General features: G+C 67.0%; 15 protein-coding genes. 6 read left to right on the forward strand and 9 right to left on the reverse strand.

The window, feature by feature from the left end; genetic code table 11:
- Nucleotides 1-4: 4 nt before the first annotated feature.
- Together pdeM and IEV83_RS10500 are read right to left on the reverse strand one after the other, a co-directional pair.
- Complete coding sequence (pdeM, locus tag IEV83_RS10495) at nucleotides 5-730, reverse strand: ligase-associated DNA damage response endonuclease PdeM (protein ID WP_209003083.1); 726 nt, start codon at nucleotides 728-730, stop codon at nucleotides 5-7.
- Nucleotides 727-3,246: a ligase-associated DNA damage response DEXH box helicase gene (locus tag IEV83_RS10500; protein WP_181760344.1), complete on the reverse strand. Its 2,520-nt coding sequence runs from the start codon at nucleotides 3,244-3,246 to the stop codon at nucleotides 727-729. Before IEV83_RS10500 ends, pdeM begins: the two co-directional genes overlap by 4 nt.
- 121 nt (nucleotides 3,247-3,367) lie before the next feature.
- On the opposite strand from IEV83_RS10500, the gene IEV83_RS10505 reads away from it, so the two are divergent.
- The 5 genes from IEV83_RS10505 to IEV83_RS10525 all read left to right on the forward strand — a co-directional run bounded on the left by IEV83_RS10505 (nucleotide 3,368) and on the right by IEV83_RS10525 (nucleotide 7,825).
- Nucleotides 3,368-4,399: a ligase-associated DNA damage response exonuclease gene (locus IEV83_RS10505; protein ID WP_181760343.1), complete on the forward strand. Its 1,032-nt coding sequence runs from the start codon at nucleotides 3,368-3,370 to the stop codon at nucleotides 4,397-4,399.
- A gap of 19 nt (nucleotides 4,400-4,418) precedes the next feature.
- Entirely contained in the window at nucleotides 4,419-4,838 is a 420-nt protein-coding gene (locus IEV83_RS10510) for a DUF6841 family protein (RefSeq protein ID WP_181760342.1), read from the forward strand.
- 21 nt (nucleotides 4,839-4,859) lie between these two features.
- A complete protein-coding gene (locus IEV83_RS10515; RefSeq protein ID WP_181760341.1) occupies nucleotides 4,860-6,509 on the forward strand; it encodes a cisplatin damage response ATP-dependent DNA ligase in 1,650 nt (549 codons plus the stop codon).
- A gap of 72 nt (nucleotides 6,510-6,581) precedes the next feature.
- Nucleotides 6,582-7,202 (forward strand): 2-hydroxychromene-2-carboxylate isomerase, encoded by a 621-nt coding sequence (locus IEV83_RS10520; RefSeq protein ID WP_181760340.1) that lies wholly within the window; start codon nucleotides 6,582-6,584, stop codon nucleotides 7,200-7,202.
- A gap of 152 nt (nucleotides 7,203-7,354) precedes the next feature.
- On the forward strand, nucleotides 7,355-7,825 hold the full coding sequence (locus IEV83_RS10525; protein WP_181760339.1) for a hypothetical protein: 471 nt from the start codon (nucleotides 7,355-7,357) through the stop codon (nucleotides 7,823-7,825).
- A 69-nt stretch (nucleotides 7,826-7,894) separates the two neighbouring features.
- On the opposite strand, the gene IEV83_RS10530 is transcribed toward IEV83_RS10525, so the two are convergent.
- Both IEV83_RS10530 and IEV83_RS10535 read right to left on the reverse strand, forming a co-directional pair.
- Nucleotides 7,895-8,767: a thioesterase family protein gene (locus IEV83_RS10530; RefSeq protein WP_181760338.1), complete on the reverse strand. Its 873-nt coding sequence runs from the start codon at nucleotides 8,765-8,767 to the stop codon at nucleotides 7,895-7,897.
- A 67-nt stretch (nucleotides 8,768-8,834) separates the two neighbouring features.
- Nucleotides 8,835-9,803, reverse strand: coding sequence for an alpha/beta hydrolase (locus tag IEV83_RS10535; protein WP_181760337.1), 969 nt, complete (start codon nucleotides 9,801-9,803; stop codon nucleotides 8,835-8,837).
- 247 nt (nucleotides 9,804-10,050) lie between these two features.
- Here IEV83_RS10535 and IEV83_RS10540 point away from each other — a divergent pair, with 247 nt between their 5' ends.
- Nucleotides 10,051-10,530 (forward strand): secondary thiamine-phosphate synthase enzyme YjbQ, encoded by a 480-nt coding sequence (locus IEV83_RS10540; RefSeq protein WP_209003084.1) that lies wholly within the window; start codon nucleotides 10,051-10,053, stop codon nucleotides 10,528-10,530.
- Between the two features lie 56 nt (nucleotides 10,531-10,586).
- Here the strand turns inward: IEV83_RS10540 and pip are convergent, their stop codons facing one another.
- From pip to IEV83_RS10565, 5 genes are all read right to left on the reverse strand, one after another.
- Nucleotides 10,587-11,540 carry a prolyl aminopeptidase gene (pip, locus tag IEV83_RS10545; protein WP_181760336.1) on the reverse strand — a complete coding sequence of 318 codons (954 nt, stop codon included), beginning with the start codon at nucleotides 11,538-11,540 and terminating at the stop codon, nucleotides 10,587-10,589.
- A 43-nt stretch (nucleotides 11,541-11,583) separates the two neighbouring features.
- Nucleotides 11,584-11,913 (reverse strand): hypothetical protein, encoded by a 330-nt coding sequence (locus IEV83_RS10550; RefSeq protein ID WP_181760335.1) that lies wholly within the window; start codon nucleotides 11,911-11,913, stop codon nucleotides 11,584-11,586.
- Between the two features lie 2 nt (nucleotides 11,914-11,915).
- Complete coding sequence (locus IEV83_RS10555; protein WP_181760334.1) at nucleotides 11,916-12,206, reverse strand: YggT family protein; 291 nt, start codon at nucleotides 12,204-12,206, stop codon at nucleotides 11,916-11,918.
- Between the two features lie 61 nt (nucleotides 12,207-12,267).
- On the reverse strand, nucleotides 12,268-14,103 hold the full coding sequence (locus tag IEV83_RS10560; protein WP_181760333.1) for a sodium:solute symporter family protein: 1,836 nt from the start codon (nucleotides 14,101-14,103) through the stop codon (nucleotides 12,268-12,270).
- Complete coding sequence (locus tag IEV83_RS10565; protein WP_181760332.1) at nucleotides 14,100-14,399, reverse strand: DUF4212 domain-containing protein; 300 nt, start codon at nucleotides 14,397-14,399, stop codon at nucleotides 14,100-14,102. The genes IEV83_RS10560 and IEV83_RS10565 overlap by 4 nt, the downstream gene beginning before the upstream one ends.
- Between the last annotated feature and the right edge of the window lie 139 nt (nucleotides 14,400-14,538).

Here is a 14,538-nt window from a genome sequence, read left to right on the forward strand (position 1 = left end):
CCGCTCAGTCCTTCACAAGGCGCGAGGCGGTGAAGGGGTAGAGCCGTGCCTCGCCCAGCAGGAACACGGAAAAGGCCTGGGTCGGGAAAATCTCCGCCCAGGCTTCGTCGAGCACGTTGAGCCCGCCGGTGAAGATGCCGAAGGCCGGCAACACCAGCCGATGGCCATTGGTGGCAAAGCAGGGACGGCGTACGGCCCGGCCGTAGCGGCGCACCCGGGCTGCCGGGTGCAGGTGGCCGGAAATCTCGCCCGGTTCGGCGTCGGCCCGTGGCTCATGGCGGAACATCAGCCCACCGAGCGCCACCTCATCGACCGTTTCACCGCAAAGGCCCACCGGGGCAATCGGATCGTGATTGCCCGTGACCCAGATCCATTCCCGCCCAAGCTGGAGGGTGGTCAACATGGCGCGGTAGCTGGCGGGCAGCCGGTCGGAGCCGTTCGCATCGTGAAAGCTGTCGCCAAGGGCGACCACCCGGCGTGGCTGGAACGCCTCGATCACCTCGGCGAGTTTTTCCAGCGTCGCGGCGGTGTCGTAGGGCGGCAGCATCACGCCCTTGCGGGCAAAGCTTGAGGCTTTTTCGAAGTGCAGGTCGGCGACGACGAGCGTATCGCCGTCTGGCCACCACAGGGCGCCGCTGTCATGCAGCCCGACCAGTTCGCCAGCGATCGAGATATCGTGACAAACGGGCGCAAACCGGCGCGTCTGTAGTTGGGCAGAAAACGGCCTCACCGAATAGCCTCCCTGACAAGATCATCCGCTGCATCGGCCAGAAGGGCTTCCTGAGCGTCCCCGAAAATCGGTTCCTTGCCGATGTCCAGCAGCACCGGAACCGCCAGCGGAGAGACGCGGGAAAGCGCAGCGTGTGCGATTTGATGACGGATTCGCCGCAAGAGTTGCCCCAGGCGGGAAATGTCCAGCAGCCCCGTCGCCGCATCCTGCCAGGTCGCCTGGAGCAGGATATGATTCGGTTCGTGCTGGCGCAGCACATCGTAGATCAAATCTGTCGAAACGGTTACCTGCCGCCCGGTTTTTTCCAGTCCTGGATGACGTCGTTCGATCAAGCCGGCGATCACCGCGCAGCTTCGGAACGTGCGCTTCATCAGGCTGGAGCCGGCCAGCCAGGCATCCAGGTCGTCGCCCAGCATGTCCTCATCGAACAGCCCGTCGAGCGACAGCCGCCCATCGCCGATCATGGCGCCAAGGTCGCCAAGGCCCCAGACGCCCAGCGCATAGTCGCTGGCGACGAAACCGAGCGGGTGCGCGCCGAGCCGCTCCAGCCGGCGGGTGAGCAGCATGCCGAGGGTCTGGTGCGCCAGCCGCCCCTCGAACGGGTAGCACACCAGATAATGCTTGTTGGCGCGCGGGAAGGTCTCCACCAGGAGCCCCTCGCGCAGCGGCAGCCGGGAGTGCTGCCGCTGCAGCTCCAGCCACGCGCGCACCTGATCCGGCAGCGGCGCCCAATTCTCCGGATCGGCCAGCATCTCGCGCACGCTGGCGGCCAGATAGGTCGAGAGCGGAAACTTGCCGCCCTGGTAGGAGGGGATCATCGGCGCGTCGGATCGGGCGCGCGAGACATAGGCCTCGTTCTCGCGGATCGTCTCGAAGCGCAGGATTTCGCCGGCGAAGAGGAACGTGTCGCCCGGGGCGAGCTGGTCGACGAACCATTCCTCGATTTCGCCGAGCATCCGGCCGCCGCGCCCCACCGGTGTGCGCCGGCCTTCGGCGCGCGAGCGCACCAGCCGCACCTTCAGCATCGGCGCCTCGACGATGGTGCCCACATTCAGCCGGTATTGCTGGGCAAGGCGCGGATGGGCCAGCCGCAAGCGGCCATCCGGCTGTGGTTTCAGCTTGGCATAGCGCTCATAGGTCCTGAGCGCATAGCCGCCGGTGGCGACGAACGCGACCACCTGGTCGAACGCCTCGCGCGGCAGTGTCCGGTAGGGTTCGGCGGAGGTGACTTCCGAAAACAGCTCGTCGGGCAGGAAGGGGCCGGCACAAGCGCAGCCGAGCACATGTTGGGCCAGCACATCGAGCGCGCCGCTGCGCAGCGGCGGGGTATCCTGTTCGCCCCGATGCGCGGCGGCCAGCGCCGCCTGGCATTCCAGCACCTCGAAGCGGTTGGCCGGCACCAGCAGCGCCTTGGAGGGTTCGTCCATGCGGTGATTGGCCCGGCCGATGCGCTGCGCCAGCCGGCTGGCGCCCTTCGGCGCGCCCACATTGATGACCAGATCCACATCGCCCCAGTCGATGCCCAGATCGAGCGAGGAGGTGCAGACGATGGCCCGAAGGCTGCCATCGGCCATCGCCGCTTCCACCTTGCGTCGCTGGCCCACATCCAGCGATCCGTGGTGCAGGGCAATCGGCAGCGTGTCCTCGTTGATCCGCCACAGGTTCTGGAACAGCGCCTCGGCCTGGCTGCGGGTGTTGACGAAGACCAGACTGGTGCGATGCGCCTTGATGGTGCGGTAGATGTCCTCAAGGGCATAGCGGGCCGAATGGCCGGACCAGGGCAAGCGTTCGCCGGACGAAAGAATGCCGATATCGGGCCGTACCCCGCCGTCCGCCACCACCCAATCGGCAAGGGCCCGGGGCGTGTCCGGCTGCTGGCCGACCAGATAGGCGCGCAGATCCTCCGGTTCGGCGACGGTGGCCGACAGGCCGATGGTTCGCAAGCCGGGGGAAAGCCGGCGCAGGGCGGCAAGGCCGAGGGCAAGCAGGTCGCCGCGCTTGGAGGTGACCAGCGCGTGCAATTCGTCGAGGATCACCGTGTCCACATCGGCGAGCATCGCCCGGCCCTCGGGATCGGACAGAAGCAGGGCGATCTGTTCCGGCGTGGTCAGGAGGATGTCGGGCGGTTGCCGTTTCTGCCGCTGACGCTTGTGGGTCGGCGTGTCGCCGGTGCGGGTCTCCACCGTGATATCCAGCCCCATGCCGGAAATCGGCGCCTCCAGATTGCGGGCGATATCGACGGCAAGTGCCTTCAGCGGCGAGATATAGAGCGTGTGCGTGCCTGCCCGGGACCGGGCCGCGACCGCGATCTTCTTCCTGCGCCGCGACAGGGCGACAAGGCTGGGCAGGAACCCGGCAAGGGTCTTGCCCGCGCCGGTCGGGGCGATCAGGAGAACCGACCGGCCTTCTGCCGCCTTTTCCAGAAGGGCGAGCTGATGCGCACGGGGATGCCAGCCACGTCCGGCGAACCAGTCGGAAAAGCGCTTCGGCAGCAAGGGATCGGCGCGGGCGTCCATGCGCCCAGAGATAAGCGCTGGCGGGCGGCGCGTCGAGAGGGTCGCGGCATGGCCACGTGCCCATGAGAGGAAAGCTGCGGCAGGAGTTGCGCCCGCCCGCCGCCGGCGTAAACTCGCCGCCATGAGCGAGAGCCATCTCCAGCTTGCCAGGGCGGGGCTTTATTGTCCGTCTGGCGGGTTTTACATCGATCCGCTGCGCCCGGTGGAACGGGCGATCATCACCCATGGCCATGCCGATCACGCCCGCGCCGGCCATGGCGCGGTGCTGGCGAGCGCGGAAACCCTGGCGATCATGGCCGCGCGCTACGGGCCGGCGTTCGCCGGCCGCACTGAGGTGCTCGCGCCCGGAGAGCGGCTGTCCATCGGCGGCGTCGGCGTGTCGCTGCATCCGGCCGGCCATGTGCTTGGCTCCATGCAGGTCCGCCTTGACGTTGCCGGAAGGGTGACGGTCGTTTCCGGCGACTACAAGCGTCAGCCCGACCCAACCTGCGCGCCGTTCGAATGCGTGCCGTGCGATGTCTTCATCACCGAGGCAACCTTCGGGCTGCCGGTGTTCCGCCATCCGCCGGCGCGAGCGGAGATCGACCGGCTGCTGGCCTCGCTGGCGCTTTTTCCCGACCGGACGCATCTCGTTGGCGCTTATGCGCTGGGCAAGGCGCAGCGGGTCATCGCCGAGTTGCGCGGTGCCGGATACGACCGGCCGATCTACCTGCACGGTGCGCTGGAGCCGCTTTGCGCGCTCTACGCGGCGCATGGGGTGGCGCTGGGGCCGCTGGAGAGCGTCGGCGACAAGGGGCGGGAGTTGGCCGGCGAGATCGTCTTGTGTCCGCCAGGGCAATTGGCGGACCGCTGGGCGCGGCGTTTTGGTGACCCGGTGTGCGCGGCGGCGAGCGGCTGGATGCGGGTGCGGGCCTGGGCGCGTCAGCGCGGGGCGGAGCTGCCGCTGGTGATTTCCGACCATGCGGACTGGGACGGCCTGTGCGCCACCATCACCGAGACCGGGGCGCGGACCGTCTGGGTCACCCATGGCGCGGAGGACGCACTTGTGCATTGGTGCGGGAAACAGGGATTGAATGCCCGGCCGCTCAACAGGATCGGCTATGGTGACGAGAATGGAATCGAGCGGCCGGATACCCTGTCCGGGCCGCGATGAGGGATGAGGGGGGCGGGCGATGGCCGACGACACCATGCCAAGGGACGACAACGAGATCGCCAGCGAGGCGGAGGCGGCGATTGCCGAGCTGTTCGAGGCCTATAGCGCCGGCTTCGACGATTATGACGGCGAGGCGGTCGCCGACTGTTTCGCCTTTCCCGCTGTCATCTGGCAGTTCGGTAAGGGAAATGTCTTTGTCGATGAGGAGGACCTTCAGGAGAACATCGAGAAGCTGTTCGCCGCGCTCGAAAAGGAGGGCGTCGTGCGCTCCGAATATTCGGTGCTGTCGGCCCATGTCAGCGGCGAGGTGGCGCTGGTGTCGCTCGCCTGGGTCCAGTCCGATGGCAACGACGAGCCGGTGTTCGAGTTCACCTGCCATTACCAGCTCCTGTTCGACGACGATGAATGGCGGATCGCCATGATCGTCAACGAGCACTGATCCCGGCGGGCGGGGTGGGAGATGCTGCGCTTTTCCGCCCTGCTCGACCGCCTGTCCAGCGAGCCGGGACGAAACGGCAAGCTGGCGCTTCTGACCGAGTATTTCCGTACCACACCCGATCCGGCGCGCGGCTATGCGCTGGCTATACTCACCGGCGCCTTGCGCTTTCGCCGAGTTCGCCCGGCGGTGCTGCGCGCGCTGGTGGCCGGGCGGGTCGATCCGGTGCTGTTCGAGCTCTCCTATGATTTCATCGGCGACCTGTCCGAGACCGTCGCCCTGATCTGGCCGGCACCGGAGGCGGCGGAACGGGAGCCCCCGCCGCTGCCGGAGGTGATCCGCCAGCTTGCCGATGCCCCGCGCGGCGCGGCGGCGGCCGAGCTTCTGGCTGGCTGGCTCGACGGGCTCGATGAGACCGGGCGCTGGGCCTTGCTGAAGCTGGTCACCGGGGGCCTGCGCGTCGGGGTGTCCGCCCGCCTCGCCAAGACGGCGGTGGCACGGCTGGGCACGCTGTCCGCCGATGAGATCGATGAGATCTGGCATGGGCTATCGCTCCCGTACGAGAGCCTGTTTGCCTGGGCGCAAGGACGCGCCGAGCGGCCCGTCACCGACGATCCGGTGCCGTTTCGCCCGCCGATGCTGGCCCATCCGCTTGGTGAGGGCGATCTATCCGGGCTCGATCCGGCCGATTTCGCCGCCGAGTGGAAATGGGACGGTATCCGCGTTCAGGCAGCCGCCGCGCCCGCTGCCGACGGCGGCACGCGGCAGCGGCTCTACAGCCGCGGCGGCGAGGATATTTCCGCCGCCTTTCCCGATCTGGTCGGCAGCTTCGACTTCGAGGCAGTGCTCGATGGCGAGTTGCTGGTGGTGATCGAGGGGGAGGCGCGCAGCTTTTCCATGTTGCAGCAGCGGCTCAACCGCAAGACGGTTTCGGCCCGGCTCCTGAAAAGCCACCCGGCGGCGATCCGTGCTTATGATCTTCTGTCGCTGGAGGGGGAGGATCTGCGGCCTCTGCCGTTCGGCCGCCGCCGGGCGCTGCTGGAGCGGTTCGTTCGCCAGATCGCTCATCCGCGCATCGACCTGTCGCCGCTGCTGCCGTTTGGCGATTTCGCCGCGCTTGAGGCCGCGCGCAGCGACCCTGGCCTGTTGCATGGCGGCCGGGACGCGGCAGCCATCGAAGGGGTGATGTTGAAACGTCGCGCCGCCCCCTATCTGCCCGGCCGTCCCAAGGGCGAATGGTACAAGTGGAAGCGCGATCCCTACCGGGTGGATGCGGTGCTGATGTATGCGCAGCGCGGGCGGGGCCAGCACTCCTCGTTCTCCTCCGACTACAGCTTCGGCGTCTGGCGGGAGGGGCCGGAGGGCGCGGAACTGGTGCCGGTCGGCAAGGCCTGTCTTGGCTTGACCGATGACGCGCTTGCCGAGATCGACCAGTTCGTGCGGGCGCATACGGTCAACCGCTTTGGCCCGGTGCGCGAGGTGGCGCACGACACGGAGACCGGGCTGGTGCTGGAGATCGCCTTTGAGGGGCTGAACCGCTCCAGCCGGCACAAATCGGGGATCGCCATGCGTTTCCCGCGCCTTGTCTGCCTGCGCCGGGACAAGCGGCCGCAGGAGGCGGATCGGCTGGAAACCCTGTTAGCGCTGCTGCCGGCCAGTGACCGCAGCGCATGACGAGGCTTGATTGCCGCGCCGCCCCGTCGCAGGGTGGCCGCTGATTTGCCCGCCGACGAAAACGGATCTCTCATGCAACGCGTGATCGACTATTTCTACACCCATGCCTCGCCCTGGGCCTATCTCGGCCATCAGACCTTTCTGGCGCTCGCGGATTCCCATGACTACGCGGTGCGGTTTCGCCCGGTGTTGCTCGGCCCGGTGTTCTCCGAGACCGGCGGCTTGCCGCTGGCCAAGCGGCATCCGGTGCGCCAGGCCTATCGCCAGGTGGAGCTGCAGCGCTGGCGCGCCAAGCGCGAGCTGCCGTTGACCCTGCGGCCGGCTCACTTTCCGACCAACCCGGCTCTGGCCGACCGGATCGCCCTGGGGCTGGCGATGGATGGCGGGCCGACCGGCGCGTTTTCGCAAGCTGTGTTCGAGGCGCTCTGGGCCGAGGACCGCGATATCTCCCGCGAGGAGGTGTTGCGGGTGATCCTTGAGCGGCTCGGTGTCGATGCCGACAAGGCGATCGGTCATGCCAATGAAAAGGACTGCATCGCCAGATATGAGCAGAATCAGGAAGACGCGGTCATGCTTGGCGTGTTCGGCTCGCCAAGCTATGTGCTGCATGGCGAGGTGTTCTGGGGGCAGGACCGGCTGGACCTGCTGGACGATGCGCTGACCAGCGGCCGCGGCCCCTATCTGCCGGACTAGCGTTGCCGCCGCACTGGCTGTGACGCTCCCGTTTGCGCGGCGAAATTGCATGGTCGCGCTTTTGCCATGAGATGCTGGCATGCTCTGTCTTCAGATGCCGACCCGGTCTCTTCCGGGCCGGCAACAGGCGAACGGAACGAGGAACAAGGACGATGCGTACGAAAGCCCTCGGATGGATGACCGTCGCCGTGATCGGCAGCGGGCTGGTCGTCGGACCCGCCATGGCCGACAGCAAGGACCGGCCTACGGTGGATCCGGATCGCTATGTGCTGAGCCCGGTGGGGGAAGACGGGTTTCTGCGGCTTGACCGGCAAAGCGGCCGGGTCGCCGAATGCCGCAAGGCGAATGCCCATTGGCGCTGTCTTGCTGTGCCCGACGCGCAACTGGCGATGGAGCTGGAAATCGAGCGGCTGACCCTGCAGGTGGCTGAACTCCGCGAGAAGAATGCCGCCTTGCGCGCCCGTCTCAAGGACGGGCCGGAAAAGGATCGCGAGGGACGCGGCGGCCTGTCGCCGGAAGACGAAGAGGAACTCAACAAGGCGCTCGACTTCACCGAGACGGCGATGCGCCGCTTCTTCGGCCTGATGAAGACCCTGCGCGAGGAGTACGAGGGGCTGCAATAGCCGCGCCGGGCATTTGCCCGGAAGCCCCTCCGGCGGCGTATGTCCCGCCGCCGCCGGGAGGCATCCGTGTTAGGCCTTCATGACGCTCTGGGCGATCGCGCTGCGCACGCTGTCCTCCAGCGGCACTGATTTGCGGTGTTCCAGGTCCATGGCGATCACCACCGCGTCGCAGACCGCCGCCAGTCGCTGGGTCCGCGTTTCGAACAGGTGATGGCGGAAGGAGAAGGTGGAGCGGGCGGCGCCGGTCAAGCCGCTGACGCACAGCACCGGCTCGCCGGGCTTGAGCGGGCTGACCCAGACCAGTTTCATTTCCACCGCGACCCGGCCAAGCCCGTGTGTCTCCAGCCAGTCATCGGTCATCGGCGTCATGTTCCAGACATGGGCCGCCGCCTCGGTGAAGCGGGCCAGGGCGAAGGTATCGTCGGCCCGCCCGTCCGGTCCCGCGTGCCGGGGCAGAACGGTTGCCCGGTTGACGATCCGTCCGCCGGCGGCCTGCAATTGGGTCGGAGACAGGGAGGTCACCTGCTGGGCGGCGGATAGCCCGCGCGGCAGGGCTGCCTCGGGCATCGGCGCGCTGTGGTCCTCGAACCGTCGGCGCAGCTCCCGCGCCATGCTTTCGGCGGGGGCGTAGCCGTCTGTCGCGGTGGCGGCCAGCGCGCCGTCACGGCACCGCCGCAACTCATGCACCACCGTCAGCATGTAGGGGCCGTCGAAGGCCACATGTGAGCTGGCGATCAGCGCATCGCCCAGATGCAGCTCGCGATGGTAGCGCACATGGCGCGCGCGCCGGGCGCCGGCAAGCGCGTCGGTCAGCCCGGTGATCAGGCGGAACTGGCGGTCGGCTTCATCAAACCGCTCGAAATAGAACTGCACATTGAGGTGGTTGTTTTCGTCGCATTCCCAGCGGTTCACAAAGGAATACAACGTCTCGACAGCGGACATTCACGGCTCCTCGGGAGCAAAGAGGGAAGGGGAAGGGGGACGAATTGGGGAGGGGAAGCCGGCCCGGCTAGGGCTCCCCGAGCGCTTCATGCAGAAAGCCTTCGATCCGCCGGTTGCTGTCCGCGGCGATGGCAAGGGGAAACTGCTGGAAGACGTGGCAGCCATCCGGGTAGACGGCAAGCTCGGCGCGGTTGCCGGCCATGCGCCAGCGCTCGGCCATGAACAGCGTGTCGTCGAGCAGCGGATCGGCGGTGCCGACCACGAAATGGGCCGGCGGCAGGTCGGAAAGGTCGGCCATCAGCGGCGAGATATCCGGCAGGGCGGGGTCATGTCCATGTGCCAGATAGTGCCGGACGAACATGGTCAGATCGCGGGTGTTCAGCACCAGCTTTTCGGCTCCCCAGCGCCGGGCGCTGGGGGTCAGGCGCAGGTCGAAGCAGCCACAGCCGAAGACCACGGCCTGAAACTCACCGGCCAGACCGTGGCCGTCGCGCAGGCGGATCAAGGTGGCGGCGGCAAGGTTCGCCCCGGCGGAATCCCCGCCCATGGTCAGCTTGTCGATGCCAAGTTCCAGCCGGCCCGTCTCCACCAGCCATCTGGCGGCGGTCTCGCAATCGTCGAGCCCTTGCGGATAGGGGTGTTCCGGCGCCAGCCGATAGCCGCAGGCCACACCGATCAGGCCGGTCGCCTCGGCAATTTCCTCCAGCCGCATGTCATGCTCGTCGGCGCCGCCCAGGGTCCAGCCACCGCCATGCAGATAAAGATAGGCGCCGGTCGCCGGCCGGGTGCGCGGGGCGAGAATGCGCAAGGGGATCTCGCCATGGGGCCCGGCGATCATCCGCGTGCGCGCATGGGGGGAACGCTCGGCGGGCGGGAAGGGGCCGTTCCCTTCGGCCCGCCGCTCGCGGATCACCACCGGCGGGAAGGACCATTGGTCCGGCAACAGGGCGAGGCGTCTTGCAAGTTCGCGGTTGAAGGTCCGCGCCTCGTCATTCCCGTCGTCGGAGGGAAGGGGGTGAAAACCGGTGACAGTCATTCGGCCCGGGCCTCGGTCTGCTATTGGCCACAAGGCGGCCATCACCTTGCGGACTTCAAGAAACGGACCCTAGTCTGTGCGCCAAGCCCTGCCAAGCCCTGCCAAGCCTTTGAGGGTGCGAAAGGTTCTTTCCTCGCAAATGCAATTGCCCCACGCACCGTTCTCCGACGGGCGGTCGCGTCTACCGCTTGCATGGCACGAACGACCTTCGCATACTTTGCGTCCGTCAACGGGCAATGGTGTGTGAATGATGCAGCAGCGCAGAGGCGAACCGGTTGAAACATGGACCTTCGAGGATGATGGTCTGACGTTGCGTCAGCGCATGGGCCGTCTGGTGGCAAGGACACAAGGACGCGGATTTTATCCGGTCGGCCATTGGCTTGACGACTGGCTCGCGGAGCAGGGCGCACGGGATGGCGAACTGACCGTCTTTCTGCGGCACACCTCCGCCTCGCTGACGGTGCAGGAAAACGCCGACCCGGATGTGCAGGACGATCTGCTCGACGCGCTTGACCGGCTGGCGCCGGAAGATGCCGGCTGGCGTCACTCGATGGAAGGGCCGGATGACATGCCGGCGCATGTGAAGACGGTCCTGACCGGCGTCAGCCTGCAAATCCCGGTGGTTGCCGGTCGGCTCGATCTGGGCACCTGGCAGGATGTCTATGTGATCGAGCACCGCACCGAGCCACATCAGCGCAGCATGACCTTGCGCTATCTGGGCACCTGACGGCAGCATCGCCGCGCCCTGTGGACGGCGCGGCGAGACCGGAACCTCGCGAAGCCTCAGAGCGTTCCGGTAAAGCGCCGGCCGGCCTCGACCAGGGCGGCGGCGATGCCCGGTTCGCTGGCGGCGTGGCCGGCGTCCTCGACGATGCGCAGCTCCGCTTCCGGCCAGGCGGCGGCAAGGTCGATGGCGTTTTTCATCGGCGTCACCACGTCATGGCGGCCATGGATGATCACGCCGGGGATCTTGCGGATCCGGTCGACATTGCGCAGCAACTGGTCGTCATGGTCGAAAAAGCCGCCATTGACGAAGTAATGCGCCTCGATCCGGGCAAAGGCGAGGGCGTAATGCGGATCGTCGAAGGCGTTGACCCGGTCCGGATCCGGCAGCACCGACAGGGTGCTTCCCTCCCAGGTGGCCCAGCGGCGCGCGGCGGCAACGCGCACGGCGGTGTCCTCGCCGGTCAGGCGCTTGTGATAGGCGGTCAGGAGGTCGCCGCGTTCCGCGGCCGGGATGAAGTCGCGATAGGCGGCGAAAAGATCCGGATACAGCCAGCTTGCCCCTTCCTGGTAGAACCACTGCAATTCGGCCCGGCGCAGCATGAAGATGCCGCGTAGCACCAGCGCGCTGACCCGCTCCGGGTGGGTCTGGGCATAGGCCAGCGCCAGCGTCGAGCCCCAGGAGCCGCCGAACACCTGCCAGCGGTCGATCCCCAGATGGGTGCGCAGTCGCTCGATGTCGGCGACCAGATCCCAGGTGGTGTTTTCGCGCAGCTCCGCATGAGGCGTGGAACGGCCGCAGCCGCGCTGGTCGAACAGCACGATCCGGTAGATCTTCGGATCGTGAAAACGGCGCATGATCGGACCGGCGCCGCCCCCCGGGCCGCCATGCAGCATGACCACCGGCTGGCCGTCCGGATTGCCGCATTCCTCGAAGTAGATCTCATGCAGATCGCTCACCTTGAGCTGTCCGCTGTTGAAGGGCTCCGGCAACGGGTAGAGCGAGGCGGTCATCGGGAGATCCTTTGTTGAGAAAAGAGAGGGCGGCGTCGCCACGTCAGCGCAGCAGCAGCGCGGCGGCGAAGGCGGCGGCGGGCAGGGAAAGAATGGCGGTGGCGCAGAGCCAGACCAGATACGATCCATAGGTGGTGTGGTCGTGCCCCGCAAGCCGTTCGAACAGCGCGGCCGGAAGCCCGGCCAGCACCACGGTGACGCCGGCGCCGAGCAGATAGGCGAGAAAGGCGATGAGCGGCGCGCTCCGCAGCAGTAGCCCGGGGGCGAGCAGGATGATGGCGGCGCTGGTCTGCGGCAGCAGCAGCGGGTTGAACAGCCCGTTGATGAGTGCCAGCCCGGCAATGGCAAGGATGATCGAGGAGCGGCCGGGCATGGTCAGCCGGCCGTCACGGTGAGGAGCCCGGCGGAGGCGAAGCCGGCGACAAGCGCCACCCGGACGATGATCAGCCAGATCAGCGTGAACGCCAGCAACAGGCCGGTGGGCACGCTGGCCGGGGTGACCAGGCGCACGGCGGCGATCGCCGGATCGGTCAGGCGGACAAACGCCCGCTGAATAAAATTGGCGCTGCCGCCGCCAAGCCAGGCGGTGAGCACGATCCGGCCGAGCAGGCTGTACATCAAGGCCGCCAGGGCGAAGTTCAGAAGATGAAAGATCCAGTCGGCCACGGTTCGGTCCGTTGTCGGGAAAAGGCCACGGGCGGCGGCGCCGCCCGTGGGTTGTATCGGGTCAGGCGGTGCGGTCGCGCATCACCGGATCGCCCGAGGGGCGCCGGATATCGTCGATCAGCGCCTGTACCTCGCTGGAGGGCGCCGGCGTCAGCAGGCTGACGAGGATGGTGACGGCGAAGCCGACCGGCAGGCCGAAGACGGCGGCGGAGATGTTCTTCACCCCGTACCACTCGGGCATGCCGCCATATTGGGTCATGACCAGATAGTAGAAGGTCACGCCAAAGCCGGCGATGATGCCGGCGATTGCCCCGGCGGAGGTGCAGCGCCGCCACCAGATGCCGAGCACCAGCACCGGGAAATTGCCCGCGGCCGCCAGCGAGAAGGCCCAGGCCACCATCGACAGGATGTCCGCCGGACGGGTCGAGGCCACATAGGCGGCCAGCACCGCCGCGCCCAAGAGCAGCAGCCGGGCGATCAAGAGGCGCCGGCTGGCCGGTGCGCGCCGGTCGATCATGCGGTAGTAGACATCGTGGCTGAGGGCGTTGGCCAGTGCCAGCAGCAGCCCGTCCGCCGTCGAGATAGAGGCGGCGAGGCCGCCGGCGGCGACGAGCCCGGCGATCACGTAGGGCAGGCCGGCGATTTCCGGGGTGGCGATGACGATCACGTCCCGGTCGATTGCCAGATCCGGCAGCCGCAGGACGCCCTGGTTGCCGGTGACCTCGGCGCAGGCGGCCTGCACCGCCTCGACCGAGGCGGCATGGGCACCGCAGATATCGACCAGCCCGAGCCGACCGTAGGTGTAGATCCATTCCGGCAGCGCATCCAGCCCGGCGCCGATGACGTTCTGGTAGACCTCCAGCTTGGCGAAGGCGGCGTAGGCCGGTGCGGTGACATACAGCAGGAAGATGAACAGCAGCGACCAGCCGACCGAGCGGCGTGCATCGCGCACCGAGGCGGTGGTGAAATAGCGCATCAAGAGATGCGGCAGCGAGGCGGTGCCGATCATCAGACAGGCGATCAGCGCGAAGAAGTTGAACGGATCCAGCGAGGTGAAGGGCGCAAGATGTGGCTTCAGCGTTTCCGCCGTGGCCAGTCCGCCCGCCAGCAATTGCTGTTCCAGAACGGTGATTTCCTGCAGCACCGCGCCATAGGTGATCTGGGCGATGGGCAGACCGAATTTCTGCGCCGACAGGATCGCCACCGGCAGCATGTAGGCGATGATCAGAACGAGATACTGAGCAACCTGGGTCCAGGTGACCGCGCGCATACCGCCGAGCATGGAACACAACAGGATGCCGGCAAGGCCCACATAGATGGCGATCTCGAAGGAAATGCCGAGAAACCGCGAGGCGATGATGCCGGTGGAGTAGATCTGCGCCACCACATAGGTGAAGGAGCAGGCGAACAAGACGACGATGCCGAGCAGCCGGGCGAAATTGCCGCCGAACCGGGCGGCGAGGAAGTCGGGCACGGTATAGGCGCCGAACTTGCGCAGGTATGGCGCGACCAGCACCGCCACCAGCACGAAGCCGCCGGTCCAGCCAAGCACATAGGCAAGGCCATCGTAGCCGAGCGCATAGAGCGTTCCGGCCAGGCCGACGAAGGAGGCACCGCTCATCCAGTCGGCGGCGGTCGCCATGCCGTTGTAGACCGCCGGGACCTGGCGGCCGGCGACGTAATATTCGCTCACCTTCACCGTGCGGGTAACGATGCCGATGCCGGCATAGACCGCAAGAGTGAAGAACACGAACAGATAACCGATGATCCGGTCGGGAACGCCGAGCTGTTCCAGAACGGCAAGCAGGATGACAAAGGCGACGAAGCCGCCGACATAGGTGCCGTAGATCCGGCCCAGATTGTTGAGGAAGGTGTCTTCCGGAGAAGGCAGTCTCATAGTGGCATCTCTCCCCGCACGGGTTCGGGCTCGGCAACGCCGGCGTTCCGGTCAATCGCTTCCTGACGTCCGCAGAACCAGAAGATCAGGGCGACGAAAACCACCAGAGAGCCTTGGGCCGCCATGTAAAAGCCGAGGGGGAAGTCGGCGATGGTGATGTCGTTCAGTTGAAAGACGAAGCCATGTACCAGAAAGCCGAAGACGAACCAGACCGCCAGGGCGCTGATCGCAAGCCGCACTGTCCGTCCCCACCAGAGCGTCTCTCCCGGCGTGCGCTGCCGCGGGCGCTTTGCCATATGTGTTTCCTCCCTCTGCATTCCATCCTCTGCGCTTCGGTGCCCGGGCCGGTGCCCGAACCGCGCGGGGGCTCCTCCCGTGAGTCCCCGCGCGAACGCTAGCATCCGAAGCGCAATGATGTTTATACGACTTTCAGAA

The organism is Stappia taiwanensis (assembly GCF_014635285.1).
Lineage (GTDB): Bacteria > Pseudomonadota > Alphaproteobacteria > Rhizobiales > Stappiaceae > Stappia > Stappia taiwanensis.

Bases quoted from the DNA above. Each gene is read 5' to 3' on its own strand.
- IEV83_RS10535 (WP_181760337.1), bottom strand. From the start codon at position 9,803: ATGACTGTCACCGGTTTTCACCCCCTTCCCTCCGACGACGGGAATGAC.
- IEV83_RS10525 (WP_181760339.1), top strand. From the start codon at position 7,355: ATGCGTACGAAAGCCCTCGGATGGATGACCGTCGCCGTGATCGGCAGC.
- IEV83_RS10515 (WP_181760341.1), top strand. From the start codon at position 4,860: ATGCTGCGCTTTTCCGCCCTGCTCGACCGCCTGTCCAGCGAGCCGGGA.
- IEV83_RS10550 (WP_181760335.1), bottom strand. From the start codon at position 11,913: ATGCCCGGCCGCTCCTCGATCATCCTTGCCATTGCCGGGCTGGCACTC.
- IEV83_RS10540 (WP_209003084.1), top strand. From the start codon at position 10,051: ATGATGCAGCAGCGCAGAGGCGAACCGGTTGAAACATGGACCTTCGAG.
- pip (WP_181760336.1), bottom strand. From the start codon at position 11,540: ATGACCGCCTCGCTCTACCCGTTGCCGGAGCCCTTCAACAGCGGACAG.
- IEV83_RS10500 (WP_181760344.1), bottom strand. From the start codon at position 3,246: ATGGACGCCCGCGCCGATCCCTTGCTGCCGAAGCGCTTTTCCGACTGG.
- IEV83_RS10520 (WP_181760340.1), top strand. From the start codon at position 6,582: ATGCAACGCGTGATCGACTATTTCTACACCCATGCCTCGCCCTGGGCC.
- IEV83_RS10505 (WP_181760343.1), top strand. From the start codon at position 3,368: ATGAGCGAGAGCCATCTCCAGCTTGCCAGGGCGGGGCTTTATTGTCCG.
- IEV83_RS10560 (WP_181760333.1), bottom strand. From the start codon at position 14,103: ATGAGACTGCCTTCTCCGGAAGACACCTTCCTCAACAATCTGGGCCGG.
- IEV83_RS10510 (WP_181760342.1), top strand. From the start codon at position 4,419: ATGGCCGACGACACCATGCCAAGGGACGACAACGAGATCGCCAGCGAG.
- IEV83_RS10530 (WP_181760338.1), bottom strand. From the start codon at position 8,767: ATGTCCGCTGTCGAGACGTTGTATTCCTTTGTGAACCGCTGGGAATGC.
- IEV83_RS10565 (WP_181760332.1), bottom strand. From the start codon at position 14,399: ATGGCAAAGCGCCCGCGGCAGCGCACGCCGGGAGAGACGCTCTGGTGG.